At 39.9% G+C, this 24,995-nt stretch carries 24 protein-coding genes and 1 other annotated feature; of the genes, 17 read left to right on the top strand and 7 right to left on the bottom strand.

Features of this window, described 5'->3' with window-relative positions:
- Window positions 1-64: 64 nt before the first annotated feature.
- From QUF91_RS19585 to QUF91_RS19555, 7 genes are all read left to right on the top strand, one after another.
- Complete coding sequence (locus tag QUF91_RS19585; protein ID WP_289419102.1) at window positions 65-862, top strand: phosphotransferase; 798 nt, start codon at window positions 65-67, stop codon at window positions 860-862.
- A 279-nt stretch (window positions 863-1,141) separates the two neighbouring features.
- Entirely contained in the window at window positions 1,142-1,762 is a 621-nt protein-coding gene (gene ruvA / locus QUF91_RS19580; protein ID WP_285398179.1) for a Holliday junction branch migration protein RuvA, read from the top strand.
- Between the two features lie 18 nt (window positions 1,763-1,780).
- Window positions 1,781-2,785 carry a Holliday junction branch migration DNA helicase RuvB gene (gene ruvB / locus QUF91_RS19575; RefSeq protein WP_285398178.1) on the top strand — a complete coding sequence of 335 codons (1,005 nt, stop codon included), beginning with the start codon at window positions 1,781-1,783 and terminating at the stop codon, window positions 2,783-2,785.
- Window positions 2,786-2,802: 17 nt separating this feature from the next.
- Window positions 2,803-3,843: a tRNA preQ1(34) S-adenosylmethionine ribosyltransferase-isomerase QueA gene (queA, locus tag QUF91_RS19570; RefSeq protein ID WP_289419101.1), complete on the top strand. Its 1,041-nt coding sequence runs from the start codon at window positions 2,803-2,805 to the stop codon at window positions 3,841-3,843.
- Between the two features lie 59 nt (window positions 3,844-3,902).
- Entirely contained in the window at window positions 3,903-5,048 is a 1,146-nt protein-coding gene (gene tgt, locus QUF91_RS19565) for a tRNA guanosine(34) transglycosylase Tgt (RefSeq protein WP_285398176.1), read from the top strand.
- A gap of 173 nt (window positions 5,049-5,221) precedes the next feature.
- A complete protein-coding gene (yajC, locus tag QUF91_RS19560) occupies window positions 5,222-5,482 on the top strand; it encodes a preprotein translocase subunit YajC (protein WP_285398175.1) in 261 nt (86 codons plus the stop codon).
- A gap of 148 nt (window positions 5,483-5,630) precedes the next feature.
- Window positions 5,631-6,266: a DUF421 domain-containing protein gene (locus QUF91_RS19555; protein ID WP_285398174.1), complete on the top strand. Its 636-nt coding sequence runs from the start codon at window positions 5,631-5,633 to the stop codon at window positions 6,264-6,266.
- Here the strand turns inward: QUF91_RS19555 and QUF91_RS19550 are convergent.
- Entirely contained in the window at window positions 6,263-7,780 is a 1,518-nt protein-coding gene (locus QUF91_RS19550; protein WP_285398173.1) for a putative polysaccharide biosynthesis protein, read from the bottom strand. The genes QUF91_RS19555 and QUF91_RS19550 overlap by 4 nt on opposite strands.
- Before the next feature lie 93 nt (window positions 7,781-7,873).
- Between QUF91_RS19550 and QUF91_RS19545 the strand changes: the two genes are divergently transcribed.
- Together QUF91_RS19545 and secDF are read left to right on the top strand one after the other, a co-directional pair.
- Window positions 7,874-8,182, top strand: coding sequence for a post-transcriptional regulator (locus QUF91_RS19545; protein ID WP_285398172.1), 309 nt, complete (start codon window positions 7,874-7,876; stop codon window positions 8,180-8,182).
- 346 nt (window positions 8,183-8,528) lie between these two features.
- The gene (secDF, locus tag QUF91_RS19540; protein WP_285398171.1) at window positions 8,529-10,796 is read left to right on the top strand and encodes a protein translocase subunit SecDF; all 2,268 of its coding nucleotides are present in this window, start codon (window positions 8,529-8,531) and stop codon (window positions 10,794-10,796) included.
- On the opposite strand, the gene QUF91_RS19535 is transcribed toward secDF, so the two are convergent.
- From QUF91_RS19535 to QUF91_RS19515, 5 genes are all read right to left on the bottom strand, one after another.
- Window positions 10,786-11,901: a hypothetical protein gene (locus QUF91_RS19535; RefSeq protein WP_289419100.1), complete on the bottom strand. Its 1,116-nt coding sequence runs from the start codon at window positions 11,899-11,901 to the stop codon at window positions 10,786-10,788. The two genes, secDF and QUF91_RS19535, sit on opposite strands and share 11 nt — an antisense overlap.
- Window positions 11,898-12,149 (bottom strand): hypothetical protein, encoded by a 252-nt coding sequence (locus QUF91_RS19530; RefSeq protein WP_289419099.1) that lies wholly within the window; start codon window positions 12,147-12,149, stop codon window positions 11,898-11,900. Before QUF91_RS19530 ends, QUF91_RS19535 begins: the two co-directional genes overlap by 4 nt.
- Window positions 12,104-12,292 (bottom strand): hypothetical protein, encoded by a 189-nt coding sequence (locus tag QUF91_RS19525; protein ID WP_289419098.1) that lies wholly within the window; start codon window positions 12,290-12,292, stop codon window positions 12,104-12,106. Before QUF91_RS19525 ends, QUF91_RS19530 begins: the two co-directional genes overlap by 46 nt.
- Window positions 12,289-12,639, bottom strand: coding sequence for a hypothetical protein (locus QUF91_RS19520; protein WP_289419097.1), 351 nt, complete (start codon window positions 12,637-12,639; stop codon window positions 12,289-12,291). Before QUF91_RS19520 ends, QUF91_RS19525 begins: the two co-directional genes overlap by 4 nt.
- Before the next feature lie 153 nt (window positions 12,640-12,792).
- Window positions 12,793-14,481 carry a methyl-accepting chemotaxis protein gene (locus QUF91_RS19515; protein ID WP_289419096.1) on the bottom strand — a complete coding sequence of 563 codons (1,689 nt, stop codon included), beginning with the start codon at window positions 14,479-14,481 and terminating at the stop codon, window positions 12,793-12,795.
- A gap of 322 nt (window positions 14,482-14,803) precedes the next feature.
- Window positions 14,804-15,060, top strand: a binding site (T-box leader).
- 275 nt (window positions 15,061-15,335) lie between these two features.
- Between QUF91_RS19515 and QUF91_RS19510 the strand changes: the two genes are divergently transcribed.
- The 8 genes from QUF91_RS19510 to QUF91_RS19475 all read left to right on the top strand — a co-directional run bounded on the left by QUF91_RS19510 (window position 15,336) and on the right by QUF91_RS19475 (window position 24,124).
- Window positions 15,336-16,685 carry a chorismate-binding protein gene (locus QUF91_RS19510; RefSeq protein WP_285400451.1) on the top strand — a complete coding sequence of 450 codons (1,350 nt, stop codon included), beginning with the start codon at window positions 15,336-15,338 and terminating at the stop codon, window positions 16,683-16,685.
- On the top strand, window positions 16,685-17,716 hold the full coding sequence (trpD, locus tag QUF91_RS19505) for an anthranilate phosphoribosyltransferase (RefSeq protein WP_285400450.1): 1,032 nt from the start codon (window positions 16,685-16,687) through the stop codon (window positions 17,714-17,716). The genes QUF91_RS19510 and trpD overlap by 1 nt, the downstream gene beginning before the upstream one ends.
- Window positions 17,713-18,504: an indole-3-glycerol phosphate synthase TrpC gene (trpC, locus tag QUF91_RS19500; RefSeq protein WP_285400448.1), complete on the top strand. Its 792-nt coding sequence runs from the start codon at window positions 17,713-17,715 to the stop codon at window positions 18,502-18,504. Before trpD ends, trpC begins: the two co-directional genes overlap by 4 nt.
- A complete protein-coding gene (locus tag QUF91_RS19495) occupies window positions 18,501-19,115 on the top strand; it encodes a phosphoribosylanthranilate isomerase (protein ID WP_285400447.1) in 615 nt (204 codons plus the stop codon). The genes trpC and QUF91_RS19495 overlap by 4 nt, the downstream gene beginning before the upstream one ends.
- A complete protein-coding gene (gene trpB / locus QUF91_RS19490; protein ID WP_289419095.1) occupies window positions 19,115-20,323 on the top strand; it encodes a tryptophan synthase subunit beta in 1,209 nt (402 codons plus the stop codon). Before QUF91_RS19495 ends, trpB begins: the two co-directional genes overlap by 1 nt.
- On the top strand, window positions 20,323-21,114 hold the full coding sequence (gene trpA, locus QUF91_RS19485) for a tryptophan synthase subunit alpha (RefSeq protein ID WP_285400445.1): 792 nt from the start codon (window positions 20,323-20,325) through the stop codon (window positions 21,112-21,114). Before trpB ends, trpA begins: the two co-directional genes overlap by 1 nt.
- A 144-nt stretch (window positions 21,115-21,258) precedes the next feature.
- Window positions 21,259-23,577 carry a single-stranded-DNA-specific exonuclease RecJ gene (gene recJ / locus QUF91_RS19480; protein WP_285400444.1) on the top strand — a complete coding sequence of 773 codons (2,319 nt, stop codon included), beginning with the start codon at window positions 21,259-21,261 and terminating at the stop codon, window positions 23,575-23,577.
- Window positions 23,578-23,611: 34 nt separating this feature from the next.
- Window positions 23,612-24,124: an adenine phosphoribosyltransferase gene (locus QUF91_RS19475; RefSeq protein WP_053596175.1), complete on the top strand. Its 513-nt coding sequence runs from the start codon at window positions 23,612-23,614 to the stop codon at window positions 24,122-24,124.
- Window positions 24,125-24,427: 303 nt separating this feature from the next.
- Here the strand turns inward: QUF91_RS19475 and QUF91_RS19470 are convergent, their stop codons facing one another.
- Window positions 24,428-24,667 carry a hypothetical protein gene (locus QUF91_RS19470; protein ID WP_289419094.1) on the bottom strand — a complete coding sequence of 80 codons (240 nt, stop codon included), beginning with the start codon at window positions 24,665-24,667 and terminating at the stop codon, window positions 24,428-24,430.
- Window positions 24,668-24,995: the final 328 nt, after the last annotated feature.

Genomic DNA, 24,995 nt, shown 5'->3' with positions numbered 1-24,995 from the left:
GTATATCGTTGAAGAAGTAAAGTCGAATATTTGGAAGTATAAATGTCAATCAAATAATTATTTTGTGAAACGTGCAAAGCAGTTAGAAATAGCAGAAAAGGTAAGGGTTATACATCGACAGCTTGGACATCTTGAACCCTCGCTGATTTTACCTTTAATGAAAAGTGATGATGAGTATTTAATCGTGCAAGCTTGGCAAGAAGGAAGTCATAGTGCGAATTTTGCACATAAAAAAGATCGGAAGGAATCACTTAAGTTATTAAATACTTTACATGATACACATAAGAAAATTGCTTGGCAGCGAGTGCCGGGCTTGCACACCTATTCACAGCTTTTAAAATGGCAAATGCGTCATATGCGTTTTAAGAGCAGACGGGATGAATTTCGTGCATTTTTAACGAAAGAAGAAATCAATCATATTTTACAATATAGTGAGAAGTCGTTACAGTTAATTGCTCTGGAGGACGTACCCGAAAAAGAAATAACGCTTTTACATGGAGATGTCGTACATCATAATTTTTTATGGTGCTCAGATGGAGAATTGCGTTTAATTGATTTTGATTTGTCTCATCTTGGAGAAGCGGATGATGAATATATTTTATGGTTGCATCGTGTACTGCCAGCTGTAGATTATGACATTGGTAATATATTTGCAGAGCTACCAGAGTTGGAACGCTTAGATAAAAGAAAGCTACATCGTTTAAAATATCCAAATGAGCTATTACGTGAATGGCTTTTTGCAGTTGATTTACCATTAGATCAACAGCTTGTGTTTTTAGATTATTTAGTGCCGTTTACAAAACGAGCCCTCACATATTGGCCGAAACTGTGGTACGATATTGATAGAATGATGAAGAAATGACCGTCTATTGGCGGTCATTTTTGTGTGTGAACGACTACTTGTGCTTTTCTAAATGTTAAGTAAGTTAAAGCCTATGCCGAGGCATAATTGATTTGTGGATAACCTAGAGCATAGTTTTCGTCTAGGCTAAAGCGCTACATCCTCGAGGTCGCTTCGATCCCTCGGGCAAAAGTGGTGGATCGCTTACTTTTGCTTCGGGCTCTTCAGCGCATTTGTTATAGTCGAGCATTCGTTCGCAATATGCTATAATCGAAGACGATGATTGTGAGGGATTATAGAATGTATGATTATTTAAAAGGACAAATAAAGCGTATCACTCCTGAGTATATCGTCCTTGAACAGCAAGGGATTGGCTGGCAGTTGAATACACCTAATCCATTTGCGTTCAGGACATCTGCACTTGAACAACAAATTTTTGTACACTTGCATGTACGTGAGGATGCACAAATGTTATATGGCTTTCCAAATTTAGACCAACGTGAGCTGTTTCGTAAACTTATTCTAGTGTCAGGAATTGGACCAAAGGGTGCTCTTGCTATTTTAGCTACTGGGAACCCACAACAGGTGATAAGTGCTATTGAACGAGAGGATGAATCGTTTTTAGTAAAATTCCCGGGTGTGGGCAAGAAAACGGCACGTCAAATGATTCTAGATTTAAAAGGTAAACTTGGCGGATTAATGGAGACTATTGAGCTACCTAGTTCAGAGGATGAGCTTCCATTATTTGGTGTGAATCCATTTAAACATGAGCTTGAAGAAGCTATTCTTGCCTTAATGGCACTTGGTTATTCTGAAAAAGAACTTGAAAAAATACGTCCACAGCTTGAAGAAAATGACAAGCTTGAAACAACAGATGCATTTATGAAACAAGCATTACAATTACTATTAAAGTTAAAATAGTGAAAGGGGGGAAAGTACATGTCTGAACGTATGATAGCTAGTGAGGCAGGTAGCTATGATGAACAGTTTGAATTATCTTTACGTCCACAAAGACTAGCTCAATACATTGGCCAGCATAAGGTAAAGGAGAATTTACAAATTTTCATTGAAGCGGCAAAGCTTCGTCAGGAAAGTTTAGATCATGTGCTGTTATATGGACCACCTGGACTTGGTAAAACTACATTAGCTGCTGTCATTGCCAATGAAATGAATGTTAATGTGCGGATGACTAGCGGCCCTGCAATCGAACGTCCTGGCGATTTAGCAGCTATTTTAAGCTCACTAGAGCCAGGAGATGTGCTCTTTATCGATGAAATACATCGCCTGCCTCGTGCAATAGAAGAGGTGCTTTATCCAGCAATGGAGGATTTTTGTTTAGACATTGTTGTTGGTAAAGGCCCTGAAGCGCGTTCTGTACGACTTGATTTACCGCCATTTACACTCGTTGGTGCAACAACAAGGGCTGGTGCATTATCAGCACCTTTAAGAGATCGCTTTGGCGTATTATTAAGATTGGAGTATTATGATACTACTTCACTTGCAGAAATTGTCGTGCGTAGTGCTCACTTATTTAATGTTGATATCGAGCAAGTAGCAGCACTTGAAATGGCGAGACGCTCGCGTGGGACACCCCGTATTGCCAATCGCCTGCTTAAACGAGTGAGAGATTATGCACAGGTGCTTGGAGATGGTATGATAACAGAGGGACTTGCTAAGCAAGCGCTCGAGCTATTGCAAGTCGATCCTAGAGGGCTTGACCATATTGACCATAAACTTGTGACCAATATGATTGAGCGCTTCCGTGGAGGCCCTGTAGGCTTAGATACGTTGGCAGCATCTATTGGTGAAGAACGTGTAACGATAGAGGATGTGTATGAGCCGTATTTGATGCAAATCGGCTTTATACAACGGACACCACGTGGACGTGTGGCATCACATTTAGCCTACGAACATTTTGGATATGAATATCCCCAACAAACCTAGAAGAAGGAAGTATTTTCATGCGTGTAGAAGATTTTGATTTTGAATTGCCAGAGGAGCTCATTGCACAAACACCACTTGTGGATCGTACAGCTAGTCGACTAATGGTCGTGACGCCAGGCTCACAAAATGTTGAGCATCATCATTTTGCTCATATTTTAGATGAGCTACATGCAGGGGACTGTCTTGTATTAAATGATACAAGGGTCTTACCAGCGCGATTAATGGGCATTAAAGAGGAAACCGGTGCTCATATAGAAGTACTGCTATTAAAGCAAATGGCGGGTACGGATGAATGGGAAACACTTGTTAAACCAGCTAAGCGTGTAAAAGTTGGCACAGTTGTAACATTTGGAGATGGCTTACTGACAGCTACTTGTACAGGAGAGCTTGATCATGGTGGACGTACATTTGAGTTTAAATATAATGGGATTTTTTATGAAATTTTAGAGCAACTTGGTGAGATGCCATTACCTCCATATATTCGTGAAAAATTAGAGGACAAGGATCGTTACCAAACCGTTTATGCAAAAGAACGCGGCTCAGCAGCAGCACCAACTGCTGGTCTTCATTTTACAGAAGAATTGCTAGAGCAAGTTAAAGCAAAAGGGGTCGAAGTTGTATTTATCACTTTACATGTAGGGCTTGGAACTTTCCGTCCTGTAAGTGTAGATTCAATTGAAAATCACGAAATGCATGCCGAATTTTATAGTGTAACGGAAGAAACTGCATCTATCATTAACCGTGTAAAAAGTAATGGTGGAAAAGTAATTGCAGTTGGTACAACCTCTACCCGCACATTAGAAACGATCGGCTCTAAATATGAAGGCGAAGTGCGAGCAGAACAAGGTTGGACGTCTATTTTCATTTACCCAGGATATGAATTTACGGTTGTGGATGGTTTAATCACAAACTTCCATTTACCAAAATCAACTCTTGTAATGCTTGTTAGTACACTTGCGACAAGAGCAACAATTTTAAATGCATATCAACAAGCTGTAGAAGAAAAATATCGCTTCTTTAGTTTTGGTGATGCTATGTTTATTCGTCCAAAAGGATAAACTAAGGAAAAAAATCGGAGTACTGTTTTTACTTTAGATAAGAGAGGAATATTTATTTTATGACACAACCAGCAATTCGTTATGAGCTACTTCATACTTGTAAGCAAACAGGAGCACGCCTTGGCATCGTGCATACGCCGCATGGCTCTTTTGAAACGCCAGCATTTATGCCTGTTGGTACACAAGCAACTGTTAAAACAATGTCCCCTGAGGAATTAAAAGAAATGAATGCAGGGATAATTCTGTCAAATACGTATCATTTATGGCTTCGACCAGGAAATGATATTGTGAAGGAAGCAGGGGGCTTGCATAAATTTATGAACTGGGATCGCCCGATTTTAACTGATTCAGGTGGTTTCCAAGTATTCTCCCTCAGTCAATTCCGTAAAATTGAAGAAGAAGGAGTTCACTTCCGCAATCACTTAAATGGAGATAAATTGTTTTTAAGTCCAGAAAAGGCGATGGAAATTCAAAATGATTTAGGTTCGGATATTATGATGGCATTTGATGAATGTCCACCATACCCTGCAACATATGACTATATGCTGCAATCAGTAGACCGCACAACGCGTTGGGCTAAACGTTGTAAAGAAGCTCATAAACGTACAGAAGAACAAGGTCTATTCGGTATCATTCAAGGGGGCGAATATGAGGATTTACGCCGTCGTTCTGCAGAAGCATTAGTAGAGCTAGATTTCCCAGGTTATGCAATTGGAGGGCTTTCTGTTGGGGAACCTAAGGACGTCATGAACCGAGTATTAGAGTTTACAACACCTTTAATGCCAACTAATAAACCACGTTATTTAATGGGTGTAGGGTCGCCTGACTCATTAATTGATGGTGCTATTCGAGGTATTGATATGTTTGACTGTGTATTACCGACACGTATTGCCCGTAATGGTACATTAATGACATCTGAAGGCCGTTTAGTTGTTAAAAATGCAAAATATGCACGTGATTTTGGACCAATTGATCCGAACTGTGATTGCTATACATGTAAAAACTATTCACGCGCGTATATTCGTCATCTAATTCGTACGGAAGAAACGTTCGGTATCCGTTTAACGACTTACCATAACTTACATTTCTTATTGAAGCTAATGGAGCAAGTACGTGAGGCAATTCGTGAAGATCGTCTTGGCGATTTCCGAGAAGAATTTTTCGAGAAATATGGCTTTAATGGACCAAATGCAAAGAACTTCTAATATTTAGTTAAAAAATCATGTAAATTTATGTGGGTTGTGGATATTACTAGCAAAATAATGTCTATTATAGAAAAAATATTAGTAATATAGATAAATTTTGGGCTTGTCCATCGCTTTTTTATGGTGGAATAGTCTATACTAAAAAAGTGAGAATTGGAAAGGGGGCAAAAATTATGGGACAATATACTAGCTTAATCATGATGTTAATCATGTTCGTTGCAATGTGGTTTATTTTAATCCGCCCTGCTAAAAAGAGACAGCAGGAAACACAAAATATGCAGAGTAGTTTGCAACGTGGAGATAAAGTTATTACAATCGGTGGCTTACACGGCGAGGTTGACGCAATTGAGGACACAGCTGTGACATTAAAAATCGCAGACAATGTACGCGTGAAATTTGATCGTCAAGCAATCGGTCGTGTTGTAAATAACTAATATTTGTAGGCGTTGTCCATCATATATGGTGGACAACGCCTTACTCATTATATTTAGCTTTGTCAAAATGTAAGAATTCATTTTTGACAAGGCTTTTTTGTATAAAAAGTAACTTACACGGTCACTTTGATTATATGGGGGTGACTGCATGGAAGAATATTTTATGATTATTTTTAGAACATGCTTTTTATATGTGTTTATCCTAATAATTTTTCGTTTAATGGGTAAACGTGAAGTCGGCGAATTATCTGTAATAGATTTAGTCGTGTCCATTTTAATGGCTGAGGTTGCAGCCTTTGCGCTTGATGACTTTGAAAGTCCTTTATTTAATGTGATTTTACCAATCATCGTGTTGTTTTTCATTCAAATAGGGAGTGCATATATTTCACTTAAAAGTAAAAAATTCCGTGACCTAGTTGATGGTGATCCAGTATTACTTATAAGAGATGGTGTCATTTTAGAAAGTGAAATGCGCAAGCAACGCTATAATTTAGATGATCTATGTCAACAATTACGCGAAAATGGTACTGCTTCCGTCACAGATATTGCTTATGCCTACTTAGAGCCATCAGGCAATCTTTCTGTTTATAAAAAAGATGAAAAGGCATTTGTTTACCCACTTATTATCGATGGCGATATTCAGGATAGGCACTTAAAGATATTGCATAAAGATGCTGATTGGTTAATGGCAGAGCTGGCTAAAAATAATATTCAGGATAGTAACACCGTCTTTTTTTGTATTTGGGAAGTCGATCGGATGCATATCCAGCTGAAAGAAACTTAAACTTTTTTTGCTAACTTACGAAGGTAGCGCAAATCTGTTATGCGTAACTGATTGGAAAGTAGTAAGAAAGTAAATAGTAAAAACAAGGTTACACAGCTGCTTAAAATGAATGGCAGTGGCATTATTTGCATCAGGAAATACTGAGTAACACAAACAGCAATAAAGCAGCTATACGGGACAACAAACATTCTAAAGCCGGCACGTAAATTTTTACGCTGTCTTACTGTTGCGATATGCAGAAACGAAGTTAGTAAAACGCCAAAGCCAATTGCTACAACAGCACCTTTTTCCTGTATACCAGGCTGAGAAGCAAGCACGAACATGACAAATAGTTTACCAAGTCCACCGTAAATCGAATTCATCATTGCAGCACGGGCTTCACCAATTGCTTGTAATATCGAATGCAATGGACTTTGAATATAATAAAAATAAAAAATAGGGGCTAATATTTTCACATAACCACGATTTTCTTGTAAGTGAAAGAGTTTCACTGCTAATTCGTCACCATGAACGAAAAAGTACGTAGCGGCAACACAGCCCACCAAGGAAGATAGTCGCAATGATACAGAAATACGTTCCTGTAGGAGTGGTATATGCTGACGTGCTACAGCGTCGCTAACAGCCGGTATAAGGACAATCGAAAGCGCCGCAGACACAAAAGCCGGGAATAATAATAGAGGGACTAATACACCCGAAATAATCCCATATAAAATTGTTGCTGCTGAAGCTGTCAATCCAGCCATAGTTAAAGCCTTTAGAAAAATGATTGGCTCTAAAAACCATGTAAAGGATCCGAACAGTTTACTTCCTGCAGAAGGAAGGGCAATGCGTAACATCGGCGAGGAAGGATAAGCCTCGATTTTGTTTTTTCGTGTCAATAACTTTTTCTTTGAGACAATATAATGCATCCACAAATACAAGAAAGCAACAACTTCAGCAAGAAGTGTAATGCCCATGGCAAAGGCTGCTGTAACGGCAGCATTATTATAGCCAGCCACAAGTGGAAGCGTAAATGTGATGAAGCTAATGCGGATAATTTGTTCAATCATTTGAGCCCAAGCCGTTGGTGTAATCTTCGTAATGCCCTGTAAATAAGCACGTAATAACCCAGAGCCGACTGACACTGGCACAGCAAAAAGTGCAATCCATAGCGTGAATGTTGTTTGTTCATTATGTAAAAGCGTTGACGAGATATATGGTATTGTAAGTGCAACAATCGGCATAAAGATGATCATTCCAATAAATGACCAAAAAATAGCCGTACGCATAACACCAAAGATGCTTTCACGTTTGTTTTTTGCTAGTAATTCTGCTACAATTTTTGCCACGGCGATAGGTAGTCCAAGTTGAATGAGTGAGATGAAGAAAATGAACGCTGGATAGACGGTCATATAAATGCCGACTGCCTCTTCACCAGCGATACGCATAAATTGCATTCTATAAAAGAAGCCAAAGAGTTTCGATAAAAAAATCACGAACATTAAAAATAGTGTACCTCGTACAAAAGAACTCATGCCATCCGTCCCTTCTCAAGCCACAAAAATTCATTTACACTATTTGTATGCAAACATGTCTTACGATACAACTTTGATTGGAGATGATTCAAAATGAGTATCCAACATGAGCAACTATTTGAAAAAATTCGTCCTGCAATTGATAGTAAGATAGAAGAGTGTAAACATTATCAATACGATGCGATTACAGCAGAAGAACTATGGCGCTATTGTGTGGAGAAAAAATGGCGCAAAAAAAATATTGAACAATTACGTTTACATGAAATTATCGCCACTATTTTTGCGATATCACCGTCCGATATCGTATCATTTAATCAAGTAGAATTTTTACAAAGCAATGATTGGTTTACAGACTTGAATACAGAAGAGTTAAAAATGCTACTTGGTCCGGTAAAAATTTAAGAAGACTGTGTGAAATTTGTCAAATAATAAAAGAATACTAAAAGTGTTGAATTGACAGCAAGCGCAACGTGTTTCATAATGAGTGTGTTGCGCTTTTTTTATTTGTAAAAAATATTTTTACTGAAAACCCTCCTTTTTCTTCTTATCTGAAGTTGGAGGCTTAACACCTATATACATAGGGATAAATTTGCGCGTTATGAACGATTGAAATAAGTAGAGCAACCTTTTTGAAGCACAGGCAACATTATTCTAAGGAAAAGGAGGAATAACGTTTCAAAAGGAATTGCTATTATACTTGTTTGTAGTGTAAGGAATGGCCTTACACCTATTCGAGGAGGATTTATAAATGAAACTAAAAAGTCGTATAGTGGCATTCGTACTGCTTTTGGTGATCTTTACAGCAACCATTGGTACGACTGTAGGCGGCGTCTTAAAGGACATTAAGCTTGGTCTTGACTTACAGGGCGGGTTTGAGGTTCTTTATGAGGTTACAGAATTAAAAGAAGGACAAAAAATTACACAGGATGTTATGGCAGCAACTGCAACTGCACTCGGTGAACGTGTAAATGCGATCGGGGTAAGTGAACCGAGCATTGTGGTTGAAGACAACAACCGTATTCGTGTGCAATTAGCTGGTGTTGAAGATCAAGAATCCGCACGTAAACTATTGTCTACTTCTGCGAATTTAACAATTCGTGATGTCAATGACAATGTATTGCTAGATGGTAATGACTTAAAGCCAGGTGGCGCCAAGGATTCCTTTGATCAGCAAAATCGTCCAATTGTATCGCTAACGTTAAAGGATGCGAAAAAATTTGCCGATGTTACAAGTGAAATTGCGGCGAAACCACCAGGTGAAAACTTACTCGTTATATGGTTAGACTTTGAAGAGGGTGTTGATTCATATAAAGCCGAATCACAAAAAGCGAAGCCTCGTTATGCATCTGCTGCACAAGTTACCCAAACATTAAATACAACAGATGTCATGATTAGCGGTAACTTCTCAGTTGAAGAAACAAAAAATTTATCAGGAATTTTAAATGCTGGAGCACTTCCTGTAAAGCTTACAGAAATTTATTCTACTTCAGTTGGTGCACAATTCGGTGATGAAGCATTGAAGAGTACAGTCTTCGCAGGTATTGTTGGCGTAATAATTATCTTCTTCTTTATGCTATTCTATTACCGTTTACCTGGCTTTATTTCCATCATTACACTTACTATTTTCACTTTCCTAGTATTAGTTGTGTTCGGCTGGATTAATGCAGTGTTAACACTTCCAGGGATTGCAGCTATCGTGCTTGGTATAGGGATGGCGGTAGATGCGAATATTCTAGCCGCAGAACGTATTCGTGAAGAACTACGTGTCGGTTATTCGGTTAAACAAGCATTCCAGATTGGTTCAAAGCAGTCTCTATCAGCGATTATCGATGCACAGCTAACTACATTATTAGCAGCGGCTGTACTATTCCAATTCGGGACAAGTTCAGTTAAAGGGTTTGCAACAACTTTAATTATCAGTATTTTACTAAGCTTCCTAACAGCTGTTTGGGGTTCTCGTGTACTATTAGGTTTACTTGTCAACAGCGGATATTTCAACAATCCAGCATGGTTTGGTATTGCAAAATCTAAACAGCATAGCTTAGATGAAAATATCGGTACATTAGATTTATCAACGAAATTCGATCGTTTTGATTTTGTGCACAACCGTAAGAAATTCTATACATTCTCATTAGCTATTTTAGTGGCTGGTTTAGTGGTCATTGGTATTTTCCGCTTAAACCTTGGTATTGATTTCTCAAGTGGTACTCGTGTTCAAATTGAAGCAGACCATACGTTGACTAAAGAAGAAGTATCTAAATATATAAATAGTATTGGCTTCCCATCTGAAGATATCGTTCTTACAGGTGAGAAGAGTAACGCTGCGGTTATCCGTTATAAAGATGACCTATCACAAGCTGAAATTTTAAAATACAAAAAAGAAGCAGGCGAGAAATTTGGTACTGAACCCGGGGTAAGTACTGTATCACCAACTGTCGGTAAAGAGCTTGTGAAAAATGCGATAAAAGGATTATCTATTGCGGCTATCGGTATCATTATTTACGTAGCGGTTCGTTTCGAGTGGCGCATGGGTGTTGGGGCAATTGCCTCGTTAGTTCATGACGTATTCTTGATTGTTGCTGTATTTAGTTTTATGCGCTTAGAAGTCGATATTACGTTCATTGCTGCTGTACTGACGATTGTCGGTTACTCTATTAATGATACGATTGTTACATTTGACCGAATGCGTGAGAACTTAAATCGATATGATACAATTAAGGACCGCGAAGTATTGGCAGATATTGTTAACAAATCACTTCGTCAAACGATGGGTCGATCTGTTAACACAGTGTTAACGGTTATTATCGTTACAGTGGCACTTCTTATTTTAGGTGCACCATCGATTCAAAACTTCTCAATTGCTTTATTAATCGGTTTAATAACAGGTATGTATTCATCAATCTGTATTGCTGCACAAATCTGGTATTCATTAAAAGTTCGTGAAATGAAAAAATCAGATGGTCAGATTCACAAAAAAGAGAAAAAACAATGGGGAACTGATGAGCCTACTGTTTAACATCAGCTTTTAATACGAAGCAGGGAAAGAATAAATTTCTTTCCCTGTTTTTTTTATGTGGAAAATTAAAGTGACGGATAAAAGAGTAAGAGCGATGGATAGAAGAGCCGAAGTGACGGATAGAAGAGCAAGAGCGACGGATAAAAGAGCCGAAGCGACGGATAGAAGAGTCAAAGTGACGGATAAAAGAGCAAGAGTGACGGATAGAAAAGGCAAAGTGACGGATAGAAGAGCCCGAAGCGACGGATAGAAGAGTCAAAGTGACGGATAAAAGAGCAAGAGCGACGGATAAAAGCCAAAGTGACGGATAGAAGAGTAAGAGCGCCGGATAGGAAAGGCGAAGTGACGGATAAAAGCCAAAGTGACGGATAAAAGAGCCAAAGCGACGGATAGAAGAGTCGAAGCGACGGATAGAAGAGCCGAAGTGACGGATAGAAGAGCCAAAGTGACGGATAGAAGAGTCGAAGCGATGGATAGAAAAGCCGAAGTGACGGATAGAAGAGCCGAAGTGACGGATAGAAGAGTCGAAGCGATGGATAGAAAAGCCGAAGTGACGGATAAAAGCCAAAGTGACGGATAGAAGAGTAAGAGCGCCGGATAGGAAAGGCGAAGTGACGGATAGAAGAGCAAGAGCGACGGATAAAAGCCAAAGTGACGACGGATAGAAGAGCCGAAGTGACGGATAGAAGAGCCGAAGTGACGGATAGAAGAGCCGAAGTGACGGATAGAAGAGCCGAAGTGACGGATAGAAGAGCCGAAGTGACGGATAGAAGAGCCAAAGTGACGGATAGAAGAGTCGAAGCGACGGATAAAAGTCAAAGTGACGGATAGAAGAGCCAAAGCGACGGATAAAAGTCAAAGTGACGGATAAAAGAGTAAGAGCGACGGATAAAAGCCAAAGCGACGGATAGAAAAGCCAAAGCGATGGATAGAAAAGACAAAGTGACGGATAAAAGAGTAAGAGCGACGGATAAAAGAGCCAAAGCGACGGATAGAAGAGTCGAAGCGACGGATAAAAGTCAAAGTGACGGATAGAAGAGCCGAAGTGACGGATAGAAAAGCTAAAGCGACGGATAGAAGAGCCGAAGTGATGGATAAAAGTCAAAGTGACGGATAAAAGAGTGAGAGCGACGGATAGGAAAGGCGAAGTGACGGATAAAAGAGTAAGAGCGATGGATAGGAAAGCAAGAGCGACGGATAAAAGTCAAAGTGACGGATAGAAGAGTAAGAGCGACAGATAGAAGAGCCGAAGTGACGGATAGAAGAGCAAGAGCGACGGATAAAAGAGCCGAAGCGACGGATAGAAGTCAAAGTGACGGATAAAAGAGCCAAAGCGACGGATAAAAGAGCCAAAGCGACGGATAGAAGAGTCGAAGCGACGGATAAAAGTCAAAGTGACGGATAAAAGAGTAAGAGCGACGGATAGAAGAGCCGAAGTGACGGATAAAAGAGCCAAAGCGACGGATAGAAGAGTCGAAGCGACGGATAAAAGTCAAAGTGACGGATAAAAGTCAAAGTGACGGATAAAAGAGCCAAAGCGACGGATAGAAGAGTCGAAGCGACGGATAAAAGTCAAAGTGACGGATAAAAGAGCCAAAGCGACGGATAAAAGCCAAAGTGACGGATAAAAGAGCCAAAGCGACGGATAGAAGAGCCGAAGTGACGGATAGAAGAGTCGAAGCGATGGATAGAAAAGCCGAAGTGACGGATAAAAGACAAAGTGACGGATAGAAGAGTAAGAGCGACGGATAGGAAAGGCGAAGTGACGGATAGAAGAGCAAGAGCGACGGATAAAAGCCAAAGTGACGGATAGAAGAGCCAAAGCGACGGATAGATGAGTCAAAATGACGGATAAAAGAGTAAGAGCGACGGATAGAAAAGCCGAACAGAAGGATTCCTCTTCAATCCCATCATAGAAAGCAAAACCTTTTTAATAAAAAACAAAAGAATCTGCTTGCTCTCATAGGAAAGCAACAGATTCTTTTAGTTTTGTCTGTTAAAGTTTAAATTGTTGTAGTAAAGACTGCAGTTGCTGGGCGTTGTTGCTTAATTCTTCTGCTACTTCATTAACTTGCTGCATGGTTGCTGCTTGCTCATCTACTGCTTCAGCGATGATTTTTGCATTTCCCGCTGAAACGTTCGCGCCATTTGCAATTTCTGTTACAGAGGCAGCTACTTCTTCAGCACTTGCTGAAATCTGTTCTGAAGTGGCTGAAATATCTTCAATTTGATCGGTAAATGTTTGAACAGATTCTGTAATGGAATAGAATGCATCCCCTGCTTCGTGAATTTTCGCTACGCCATCCTGTACAGATGCTAATCCTGCGTCAACAGCAGCTGCTACATTGCGTGTATCCGTTTGAATTTCATTTGTGAGGGCGACAATTTGACCGGCAGATTGATGTGATTCCTCTGCAAGCTTTCGTACCTCATCTGCTACTACCGCGAAGCCTTTCCCGTGCTCACCAGCTCGTGCTGCTTCGATGGCAGCATTCAGTGCTAGTAAATTTGTTTGTTCAGTAATCGTAGTAATCACTTTTGTAATTTGTCCAATTTCTTCAGATTGCTTACTTAGCTTCTGCGTTAAATCGGCAATTTGAGTAGTAGTCTCAGAAATGGTATCCATCTGTTCTTTAGCCGTTGTAATCGTTTTGCCTCCTGTATGGGCAAGTTGTGTCATATTCATGGCACTGTGATGCAAAGTTTGTGTAGCTTCAGCAATTCGTTGTACACCAGTAGCTGTTTCATCCATAGCTATCGCACTTTGCTGAGAGACACTAGCAGCCGAAGATAAATGATTTGTCGTATCTTGTACACGATGAGCAATGTCATTTGAAGTTGCTGTCACTTCTTCTGTGCTTGCGGAAAGTTCTTCAGACGCAGCAGATAAATGTGTAGCGTTGTCCTGAACATTTTTTATTAATACAGATAAGTTTTGTTTTAATTTATTAACTGCTACTGCAAGTGTACCAATTTCATCTTTAGAGTTATGTTCAAGTTGAGCAATCGTTAAATCGCCTTTTGCTAATGTATCGGCTGCGTCAATCACTTTAAGAAGCGGTTGTGTGATGTAGCTTTTTACAAAATACATAAAATATAAACCAACAATCGCACTTAAAATAAGTATGACAATAGAAATAATAATAGCTCGTGTAACTGTTTTGACAACACTTGTTTTAACTTTTGCAATCTGTTTATCATGATAATCTAATAAATCACTAGTTAGAAAGTAAATTTCGTCACTGCTTTTTGAAACTTCTTTATTTATGTATGACAATGCTAAGTCTGTATTTCCATTATTGAATGCTTGTACAGCTTTATCAGAGCTTGTAAGTAAATCTTTCTGTAATTCAGTTACTTGCTGCATAATATTTTTTGTGTAATCGGAACGAACAATGCCTGAAAGTTCCTTAATCGTTTCGGGCAATACTTTATTATAATGATCTAAAGTTTCTTTTGTCTCTTCATCCTTATTACTTAGAATATAAGCGTTTAAAAATAGCCCTTGTGAGGCAAGCTCCTGTTGTATTTTCTCTGTTAATCGGATTTGCACGATTCTGTGATCAAGTACCTCTATTATATCTCCCTCAACCGACTTGAATTGTATTAATGAAATAATACTTGATACTAAAAGTAAACAAGTGAGTGAGATAAAGCCGATATTTAGTTTTTTACGAACGGACATATTCGTTCCTACTTTCTTTAATTGTATTAGAGAATCCAAGTTCTGAAATTACTATAACTTGATATTTTTTTAAGGTCAATACTTGAAAATTACTCAAAAGTAGGCAGTTTTAATCCCGTTTTACGTAAAATGGAAAGGGTAAATTCTCCTTTATATATAACTATGAAATTTTTCTAATATTTTCGCTTTTTTATCTGAATTGATTGACAATTTCCGTGGTTTGGCTTAGAATAAGGCTAACTTTTTGTTCGATACAAGGTAGAAGGTCTCGGGAGCGAGGTCAGCCTTAGAACAGATGAGCTGAGTTTAGATGAGAATAGCTGAGAAATTGTTGAATAAGAGTAGTAGCATAAGTGTGCAATTTAGAGAGTCAGTGGATGGTGCGAACTGATTTGTAGCTTATGTGAATGGACTTATGAGAGTCGCTTCTACTAATAGCGAACGGATTCCCCACGTTATAGGGGAGCTTTGACTTTAGTTTACATATGTCTGTTTTAATGACGAACTAAGGCTGAGCACATAAGGGAGAGCAAATATGCTCTAATATGAGGTGGCAACGCGGTCATGATCGTCCTCTGCAATTAGGAAAAATCCTTTTTGCAGAGGACTTTTTTTGTTGTTTTTATTTGTAAGGGGATGAATGCTTCGCTTTCGCGCAAAAACCATTTGCTGCTGCCGCTTCGCTTTCGCGCAAAAAACAATTGCCGCCCCGACGCCCCCAGGAATGCGCCTGGCCGGAACGGAAATCAACTCTACGCTATGATGATAATCCTTTTTTCAACAAGAGCCGATTCAGCAGCTAAACATTTGTAAGTAAACGGTAGTGAATTTTTAGGAAAAGGAGTTTGGTAACGATGCTATCGACGAGTTCAAGAACAACAATGAAAACCATTAATGCTGATTCTTTAACGCCGATTTTAATTTTTAGACGCTTACAAGGCAATTGCAAATTTTTGTTAGAGAGTTCAGCACAGCATGAGGGAGCAGGACGCTTTTCTTTTATCGGTGCTAATCCAAGAAAAACATATAAAGGCTTTGGAGATGAGATTCAGGAATATTCATACAAGACTGGAAAAACGTATACGCATAAAGGCGACCTATTCGTTTTGCTGAAGAGACTAATGCCTCGTATCTCCAATACAACACAATTCCCGTTTTCCGGCGGAGCTGTTGGCTATGTTGGTCATGGTATAACGTCGGTAATAACTACAGCCCAGGATAAAGTGCAACTACCAGATGTGCATTTTCATGTGTATGAGACAGTCATTGTGTTTGATCACATAACAGACGAGGTTACGTTAATTCATACGAATATTGATGCAGAAAAGAAAGAGCCAAATTTAGAGGAGTTGGCAGAACAACTGTTAAAGGGCAGAGAGGGCGAGGATACAACGTGTAGCTATCAACCGCTCGAAACGACCACGAATGAACAATTTGCAACAGCCCTTACCTCTATCAAAGCTAACTTGGATGAAGATATTACAAGGGTTATGCTGTCAAAGCGTTTTTTAGCAAATTTACAAGGGGATGCTTTCGCGCTATACCGTCAATTGCGTAAAAAACATGCTGCTCCTTATATGTATTATGTAGAGTTTGAGGATCATATTGTCTTGGGAACATCTCCTGAAAGCCTTATTCGAGTAAAAGGTGAGCGTGTGATTGCGACACCAACAGAAGGGACATTTCCTAGAGGTTCAACAAAAGGTGAAGATCTAGAACTTGAACGAAAGCTATATGACAATACAGATATTAGAAAGTCGCATGCTGTACTCGTTTCTGCTGTTCAACAAGAGCTACAGTCTGTGTGCTTCCGAGATTCGATTCAAATCATTGAGGCGATGAGAATTGAGCGTTCAAAGCATGCATTACACATGACAACGAGAGTCGAGGGTCGATTGTTACCGATGCTTCATGCACTGGATGTATTAGCTGCGACGTTACCACCCTTTATATCTACTGAAATTCCAAAGAAATCTAGTCAAACTGTTGAGAGATTAAGGGGAGCTCTAGGATTTATTGGTTTTAACGGTCATCTTGATTTTGCTTTACCAGGGAAATCCATTGTCATTGAGGATGAAACGATGCATATGCAATCAACCGTAACGGTAACCAAATACACAAATGTCAAAGAAGTTTTAAAACAAGTAGCAAAGGACGAACAGGGATTTTTACAGTTACTTGAAAAAGAAGGAGGTTCACATTAATGGAGGATATTCGTCAAAAAGTACAGCAGCGAGAGCATTTAATGTATGAGGAAATGCTACAAGCAGCAAAATGGATGTTTCAAGATGACACACCGAAAGAAGATATCGCAAGTTTTTTACAAGTATTATCAGTGAAAGGTGAAACTGCACATGAAGTAGCGGCATTAGCAACAATTATGCGTTCGTTTGCACTAGATGTACCAGCAAAAAAAGGGATCTATATGGATAATTGCGGTACTGGTGGCGATGGTCTTAATACATTTAATATAAGTACAGCTTGCGCCTTTGTATTAGCGGGGGCAGGTGTCAAAATGGCGAAGCACGGCAATCGTAAAATTTCTTCGGCATCTGGAAGCTCTGATGTTTTGGAAGCGCTCGGGATTCATACGAATATTTCCATTGAACAAACTGTTGATCTGTTAGAGAAAGAAGGAATTGCTTTTTTATATGCTCCAAATGTGCATCCGAAATTAAAGCGAATTGGAGAGGTTCGTCGAGCACTGGGTAAGCCAACTATTTTTAATCTCGTCGGTCCACTTACGAATCCAGTGCCCTTATCAACGCAATTTACAGGCATTAATCGTCCTAATTTTGTCATGGAGTATGCTTCCGTCTTACAAATGCTCGGGCGTGAACGTGCAATGGTCGTTTCTGGTCCACTAGGTTTAGATGAAGCGTCATTAGCTGGTCAAAATACTTTTGTCTTAGTAGATAAGGGAGACTTAATTCCATTTTCTCTAACTGCAGAGGAAGCGGGTCTCAGCTATGCACCAATAGAGGCTATTCGTGGAGGCAATGCAGATGAAAATGCTGCTATTATGCGTAAATTATTAGCTGGCGAACAAAGTGCTTATTTTGACACAGTTCTATTGAATGTTGGTATTGGATTGTTCAGCTATGGAATTGCTGAAACCGTTAAAGAAGGTGTAGAAATGGCGAAGGATAGTATTTTTAGTGGTCGTGCACGTCAAAAATTAGAGGCAGTCGTTGCTTATAGTGAGAACATTAAAGAAGTGGAGGTCCGACAATGAATATTTTAAATAAAATTCTCGAACAAAAAAAGATAGAAGTTAGTGCTTTACTTGAACAGCCTGACCCATTAGCGAACTTTACAGAAAAAACGCGTCCATCATTATTTGAGACCTTGCGACAAGCTGAAATATTACAGGTCATTTCTGAAATGAAGCGTGCTTCCCCTTCGAAGGGTCTAATCGCAGAAGGTGCAGATCCAGTGGCACAAGCAAAAATTTATGCCGAAGCAGGGGCAGCGGCTATTTCTGTTTTAACAGATAAAAAGTTTTTTCAAGGTTCCTTTGATGATTTAGCCGCAGTTGCAAATGCTGTACAAACGCCACTTCTTTGTAAGGATTTTATGATCGATCGTGTGCAAATTCGATTTGCAAAGGCATCGGGTGCATCTATCATTTTGCTAATAGTAGCCGCGTTAACAGATGAGGCATTACGTGACCTGTATAGCTATGCAACAGGCTTAAATCTAGAGGTGTTAGTTGAGGTGCATGATCTTGTGGAGCTTGAACGTGCTCTTGCAGTAGGTGCCAAACTGATTGGCGTCAATAACCGCGACTTACGTACGTTTGAGGTGAGCTTAGAACGTACACGTGAAATTGCTGAAGCTTTTCCGTTCGATAAAGAGAAAGTATTAATAAGTGAAAGCGGTATTTGGACACAGAAAGATGCAAAAACGGTGGCAGCCATGGGAGCTAGTGGCGTTCTTGTAGGTGAATCATTAATGCGCAGTGGAGATGCAGGTACTGCTCTAAAAACTTTACAAGTCAATAAGTTGGAGGCATCTGTATGACAAAGGTAAAGATTTGTGGACTGAAGGAACAACAGCATGTGCAGACAGCAGTAGAGGCAGGAGCGGATGCAATTGGTTTTGTCTTTGCACCAAGTAAACGCCAGGTGACGGTTGAACAGGCACAGCAATTAGCAAAACATGTGCCAGAAGGGATATTAAAAATCGGTGTTTTTGTTAATCCAAGCGCAGAGGAATTACGAACTGCAGTGGAAAACGTACCTTTAGATTATGTGCAGTATCACGGGGAGGAAACACCAGATTTTATTCGTGAGCAAGGCTATCCAGCTATTAAAGCATTATCCGTACGGGGGGCTAAAGATGTTCAGGCGGCTGTTAACTATGATGTAGATTATTACTTATTTGATGCACCAGGAACAGATTTTAAAGGAGGAAGTGGTCACACGTTCGATTGGACTCTTCTTGAAATGGTAGGGATTCCGCGAGAAAAGTTAATTTTAGCGGGTGGTTTGCAAGCTAAAAATATTGAAGAAGCCGTGTCACTTGTGTCGCCATTTATGGTAGATGTTTCGAGTGGTGTGGAGACAGAAGGTATAAAAGACATAGCAAAAATAAACGCATTTATACAGTCAGTAAAGAAGGGGAGAGCATAATGGCGAATTCAATTGCAAATAGTGTACCCACAAAGGAAGGGCGTTACGGGAAATTTGGTGGACAATTTGTTCCGGAAACATTAATGACGGCTTTGTTGGAATTAGAGACGGCTTATGATGAGGCGATGAATGATCAAACATTTACGGATGAGCTTGCCTATTATTTACAACAATATGTTGGTCGTGAGACGCCTTTGTACTACGCGGAAAATTTAACAAAAGCACTAGATGGAGCGAAGATTTATTTAAAGCGTGAAGATTTAAATCACACTGGAGCCCATAAGATAAATAATGCGATTGGCCAAGCGCTTCTTGCAAAACGAATGGGTAAAAAGAAAATTGTAGCTGAAACAGGTGCAGGGCAGCACGGGGTAGCAACTGCAACTGCATGCGCTTTATTGAATCTTGAATGTGTTGTATTTATGGGCGCAGAGGATATAGAACGCCAACAGTTGAATGTGTTTCGCATGGAGTTACTCGGTACAAAAGTAGAGTCTGTAGAAACAGGTTCAAAAACATTGAAGGATGCTGTCAATGCAGCACTACGCTACTGGGTGACAAATGTTGAGGATACTCATTATATTTTGGGCTCAGCTTTAGGACCACATCCATTTCCGAAAATCGTAAGGGATTTCCAGCGTATAATTGGTGTAGAAACTAGAGAGCAAATCTTACAAAAGGAAGGACGTTTACCAGATGCAATCGTTGCTTGCATAGGCGGTGGTAGTAATGCAATCGGTATTTTTCATCCTTTTGTTGATGATGAAACTGTGGCGCTATACGGAGTAGAGGCTGCGGGAAGTGGTATTGAGACAGGGAAGCATGCAGCAGCAATTGCAGGTGGTCAGTTAGGCGTGTTACATGGTGCATACATGTATTTATTACAAGATGAAAATGGCTTTGTGCAGGAGGCACATTCTATATCAGCTGGTCTAGATTATCCTGGGAAAGGTCCAGAGCATTGTTATTTACATGATATTGGGCGTGCTAAATTTGATTCTATTACAGATAGTGAAGCACTTGAAGGCTTGCAGCTACTAAGTAGAACAGAAGGTATACTACCTGCGCTAGAAAGTTCGCATGCCATTGCCTATACGGCAAAAATTGCGAAGACAATGTCTACTGATGACATCATTGTTGTGTGTTTATCTGGCCGAGGAGATAAGGATGTTCATACTGTCCGTAAAGCGTTAGGAGGAGATCTATAATGACAACACTACAGCTGGCAATTGAACAAACAAAGGTTTCTGGTAATAAAGCATTCGTACCATATATTATGGCTGGCGATGGGGGTCTGGAAACTTTGAAGCCAACGATTCTGAAGCTACAGCAAATGGGTGTAACGGCAATTGAGGTTGGTATACCATTCACGGATCCTGTAGCGGATGGACCGACGATAGAGCAGGCTGGTGAACGGGCTTTAGCAGAAGGTGTGACATTACGTAAAGTGCTAGCAGAATTAGCTTCATTTAAAGAAGAAATTCAAGTTCCGTTAGTTGTCATGACTTATTTTAATCCTGTGTTAGCTTTTGGGTTAGAGGCATTTGCTAAGGCTTGTGTGGCAGGGGGCGTTAAAGGGTTAATCGTTCCTGATGTACCGCTAGAGGAAAGTGCTATTTTACATGATGAATTAAATCCTTATGGTATCGACATTGTCCAGCTTGTATCATTAACAAGCCCTCCAGAGCGAATTGCACGTATTGCAGCTGCCAGTCAAGGCTTTGTCTATGCTGTGACAGTCAATGGAATCACAGGGGCCCGCACAAGCTTTGCGAATGATTTAGACGGTCATTTTGCACGCTTACGTGAAGCAAGTCAAATACCAGTACTTGCTGGCTTTGGAATCTCAACCCCTGAGCAGGTGGTAAGCATGGGTACACTTAGTGATGGCGTGATTGTTGGCAGTGCGATAGTGACAGCATTGCATGAAGGGAATTTGGAGAAGGTCGAGGCATTAGTGTCTGCTTCAAAAGGTGATCATGAGAAGTCTACTCTTTAAAAGAGTAGGCTTTTTTTGTGAGTCGGTTAGAAAAGTATAGCTGGCGGATTGAATGGAGAATCGGAAGGATAAAACTATCAATCTGATGGATAGTGCGGACAGGCTAGATTTTCGGTATAATAGCCTTCGTAAGGAAGTGAAAAGATGATTCTATCGAAAAAAAGATGGCAGGTAGAGCGTCCAGACGCAATGCTTGTCCAAACATTACAAAATGACCTACAACTTTCTGCGATTGCAGCGAAAATTTTAGCTGCACGAGGCTGTGAAACAACTGCTGACGCAGAGAGCTTATTAAATATGACAGAAGCAAGTATCCATGACCCGTTTTTAATGCACGGCATGGCAGAAGCTGTGGCACGTATTGAGCAAGCGCTTGAAAACGGAGAGAAAATCCTTGTATATGGCGATTATGACGCCGATGGGGTCACAAGCACGACAGTGATGCTTAATGTGTTGCTTGATCTCGGTGCTGATGTGTCGTTTAAAATACCGAATCGTTTTATGCATGGCTATGGACCAAACGAAACGCTATTTCGTGAAGCTCATGACGAGGGTGTTCAGTTAATTATTACAGTTGATAATGGTATTTCTGGTATTGAACCAATTCGTGTAGCGAAGGAACTAGGTATGGATGTTATCGTTACAGATCACCATGAACCAGGCGATGAATTACCACCTGCGGATATTATATTACATCCTCGTATACCAGAAGGACATTATCCATTTGGCGAGCTAGCAGGTGTGGGTGTAGCGTTTAAGTTAGCGCATGCTCTATACGGAGAACTGCCAACGCATTTAATTGAATATGTAGCTGTTGGAACAGTAGCTGATTTAGTGCCATTAGTTGATGAAAACCGCTACCTTGTAAAGCGAGGAATAGAAGAAATGCGACGTTCACTCAGCCCTTGGGTACAGGCAATGTGTGAAGTAGCAAGTGCAGAGCAAGCCAAAATCAGTGAAGAAACAATCGGTTTTTACTTTGGACCGCGCTTAAATGCAGTTGGTCGACTCGGAGAAGCGGCACCAGGTGTAAACCTATTAATGGCTGAGGATAATGCTACGGCAACAGCATTGGCAAAACAACTGAATGCGTGTAATAGTGAACGCAAAGATATTGTAAAGAGTATTACGGATGAGGCGATTGCTCTCATTGAATCGGATAAAAAAATCGGGGATTCACTCGTTTTAGTTATTGCTGGGGAAGGCTGGAATGCTGGAGTCGTAGGGATTGTCGCATCTCGTCTTGTCGAGCTATATTATCGTCCAACAATTGTACTATCACTAGACTATGAAAAAGGAACAGCTAAAGGCTCTGCTCGTAGTATTGAAGGTTTCCATTTGTATAATGAACTAGCGAAAAACCGAGATATATTGCCTCATTTTGGTGGGCATCCTATGGCGGCAGGGATGACATTATCTAGTGAAAATGTTGATGAATTAAGATCACGCTTAAATGCTCAAGCAAGAGCTTGTTTATCAGAAGAGCAATTGACACCTGTACTTAATATTGATATACCTTTAAAGCTTGATGAAATTTCAGCAGATGCCATTGAAGAAATTTCTACGCTTGGTCCATATGGTACGGATTTTCCGAAGCCTATTTATGTGCTTGAAGATGTGGAGATAGCCTCCATGCGAAAAATTGGAGCAGCCGAAAATCATATTAAAATGGAATTGACGGATGGCTATGAAAAATTAGATAGTGTCGGCTTTAATAAAGGACATCTACACGATGAATTAACATATGGAATAAAAGTATCATTTACAGGAGATTTACAAATTAACGAGTGGCAGGGACGTAAAAAAGCACAGTTTATGATTGAGGATGTTCAAACAACTGAGTGGCAATTGTTTGATATTCGTGGTATTCGCCAAACATCACGCTGGTTAAATACGGTCCCGAAAGAGGAGGCGACATTTATTGCCTTCCGTTCAGAAACGGTGACCTATTATCAGTCTCTGATTGGTGTGCCGATTCTAGCAGTTGATCCTATGCTTTCGAATGTAGTTCAAAGTAATTATCTCGTATTACTAGATTTGCCACAAAATGTTCAAATGTTAGAAAGTGTTTTACGAAAAGCAGCACCTTCTCGTATTTATGCACATTTTTACATGCCTGATTCTCAGTATTTCAATGGATTGCCTACACGTGAGCAATTCTCTTGGTATTATAAGTTTTTAAAAAATCGTCCTGCTTTCCCATTAAATATGCATTTGGCTGAATTAGCAAAGCATACAGGTTGGCCATTAGATGCCTTAAAATTTATGACACAGGTGTTTTTTGAGCTTGATTTTGTTAAAATGGAGAGTGGACTGACGACTGTCAATGTGGATGCACCAAAACAAGCACTTACAGAGGCGTCGTCTTACAAACAACGTTCAGAACAGATTGAAATGGAGCAAAAGCTTGTATATGCCCCTTATATAGAATTAAAACAATGGTTTGATGAACGATTACATTAATATACGAAAAAAGTTTCGTAGGAGGAACAATAACATGGATTTAAAGCAATACGTAACAACGGTTGAAAACTGGCCGAAAGAGGGCATCAGCTTCAAAGATATAACAACAATTATGGATAACGGTCCTGCATACAAATATGCAACAGATCAAATTGTAAATTACGCAAAAGAACTAGGTGCTGAAATTGTGGTTGGTCCTGAGGCTCGTGGCTTCATTATCGGATGCCCCGTTGCTTATGCGCTTGAAATTGGTTTTGCGCCTGTTCGTAAGCCAGGGAAATTACCACGTGAAGTGATAAGTGCTGACTATGGACTTGAGTACGGTAAAGATACATTAACAATGCACAAAGATGCGATTAAACCAGGTCAAAAAGTATTAATCTGTGATGACTTGCTTGCGACTGGCGGTACAATTGAAGCGACAGTTCGTTTAGTTGAACAATTAGGTGGGCAGGTTGTTGGCTGTGCTTTCCTTATCGAGTTAACTGAGCTAAACGGTCGTGCAAAAATTGGTGACTTAAACATAAAAACACTTATTCAATATTAATAATGATCGAGTTTCTTATTTTAAAGAAAGCAAAAAGCGTCACTTCCTTGTGGCGCTTTTTTTTGCTGTTTTATAGGAAAACTTTGAAGATTTATCGAAACAAAATCGCTATTTATCGAAATTATTTGAGCTTTTATCGAAACAAAATCTCATTTTATCGTAACTTTTTGGGCTTTTATCGAAAAACAAGCTCTTTCTCTCAAAGAAATCAACTACGCTTTATGGAGAAGAGCCAAACTATTGAGAAATTATGAAGAAAATGAAATGCTTATCAATTAAGCAATAAAGTCATTTTTGGAGTTATTAAATAAAGAAGATGCCATCATCGTAACGGGGGGGTGATTTCCAAATTTTCGTGTAGTTATCAGCGATTCTCGGCATTTTATCAGCGATAATCATGTATTTATCAGCGATTCTCAGTATTTTATCAGCGATTGGCATTTTTAATCGTCGAGCCACTTCATCAGCTGTTGTTTTTGCCGCTCCGCTTTCGCACAGAAAACATTTGTTGTTTTTGCCGCTCCGCTTTCGCACAGAAAACATTTGTTGTTGCTGCCGCTTCGCTTTCGCACATGAAAAACATTGTTGCTGTAGCTACGTTGCACTATACTTTCGCACAGATAAACATATTGTTGCTGTCGCTACGTTGCACTACGCCGCTTTCGCTGAATAAACATATTGTTGCTGTCGCTACGTTGCACTACGCCGCTTTCGCACAGATAAACATATTGTTGCTGTCGCTACGTTGCACTACGCTTTCGTACAGATAAACATATTGCTGAAGTTTCGTTTTATCACTATGAATTAGCGTGCATACCAGAAGATACACACTATACGAAATGGTTGATCCTCGTTCCAGCTAGACGCCCCA

Origin of the sequence: Lysinibacillus sp. G4S2, from assembly GCF_030348505.1 — a bacterium.
GTDB lineage: Bacteria > Bacillota > Bacilli > Bacillales_A > Planococcaceae > Lysinibacillus.
The sequence above is the reverse complement of the archived record's forward strand: the minus strand, read 5'-3'. Positions and strand labels throughout refer to the sequence as shown.

Coding starts and splice junctions, on each gene's coding strand:
- ruvA (WP_285398179.1), top strand. CDS start 1,142: ATGTATGATTATTTAAAAGGACAAATAAAGCGTATCACTCCTGAGTAT.
- ruvB (WP_285398178.1), top strand. CDS start 1,781: ATGTCTGAACGTATGATAGCTAGTGAGGCAGGTAGCTATGATGAACAG.
- queA (WP_289419101.1), top strand. CDS start 2,803: ATGCGTGTAGAAGATTTTGATTTTGAATTGCCAGAGGAGCTCATTGCA.
- tgt (WP_285398176.1), top strand. CDS start 3,903: ATGACACAACCAGCAATTCGTTATGAGCTACTTCATACTTGTAAGCAA.
- yajC (WP_285398175.1), top strand. CDS start 5,222: ATGGGACAATATACTAGCTTAATCATGATGTTAATCATGTTCGTTGCA.
- QUF91_RS19555 (WP_285398174.1), top strand. CDS start 5,631: ATGGAAGAATATTTTATGATTATTTTTAGAACATGCTTTTTATATGTG.
- QUF91_RS19550 (WP_285398173.1), bottom strand. CDS start 7,780: ATGAGTTCTTTTGTACGAGGTACACTATTTTTAATGTTCGTGATTTTT.
- QUF91_RS19545 (WP_285398172.1), top strand. CDS start 7,874: ATGAGTATCCAACATGAGCAACTATTTGAAAAAATTCGTCCTGCAATT.
- secDF (WP_285398171.1), top strand. CDS start 8,529: ATGAAACTAAAAAGTCGTATAGTGGCATTCGTACTGCTTTTGGTGATC.
- QUF91_RS19515 (WP_289419096.1), bottom strand. CDS start 14,481: ATGTCCGTTCGTAAAAAACTAAATATCGGCTTTATCTCACTCACTTGT.
- QUF91_RS19510 (WP_285400451.1), top strand. CDS start 15,336: ATGCTATCGACGAGTTCAAGAACAACAATGAAAACCATTAATGCTGAT.
- trpD (WP_285400450.1), top strand. CDS start 16,685: ATGGAGGATATTCGTCAAAAAGTACAGCAGCGAGAGCATTTAATGTAT.
- trpC (WP_285400448.1), top strand. CDS start 17,713: ATGAATATTTTAAATAAAATTCTCGAACAAAAAAAGATAGAAGTTAGT.
- QUF91_RS19495 (WP_285400447.1), top strand. CDS start 18,501: ATGACAAAGGTAAAGATTTGTGGACTGAAGGAACAACAGCATGTGCAG.
- trpB (WP_289419095.1), top strand. CDS start 19,115: ATGGCGAATTCAATTGCAAATAGTGTACCCACAAAGGAAGGGCGTTAC.
- trpA (WP_285400445.1), top strand. CDS start 20,323: ATGACAACACTACAGCTGGCAATTGAACAAACAAAGGTTTCTGGTAAT.
- recJ (WP_285400444.1), top strand. CDS start 21,259: ATGATTCTATCGAAAAAAAGATGGCAGGTAGAGCGTCCAGACGCAATG.
- QUF91_RS19475 (WP_053596175.1), top strand. CDS start 23,612: ATGGATTTAAAGCAATACGTAACAACGGTTGAAAACTGGCCGAAAGAG.
- QUF91_RS19470 (WP_289419094.1), bottom strand. CDS start 24,667: ATGTTTTCTGTGCGAAAGCGGAGCGGCAAAAACAACAAATGTTTTCTG.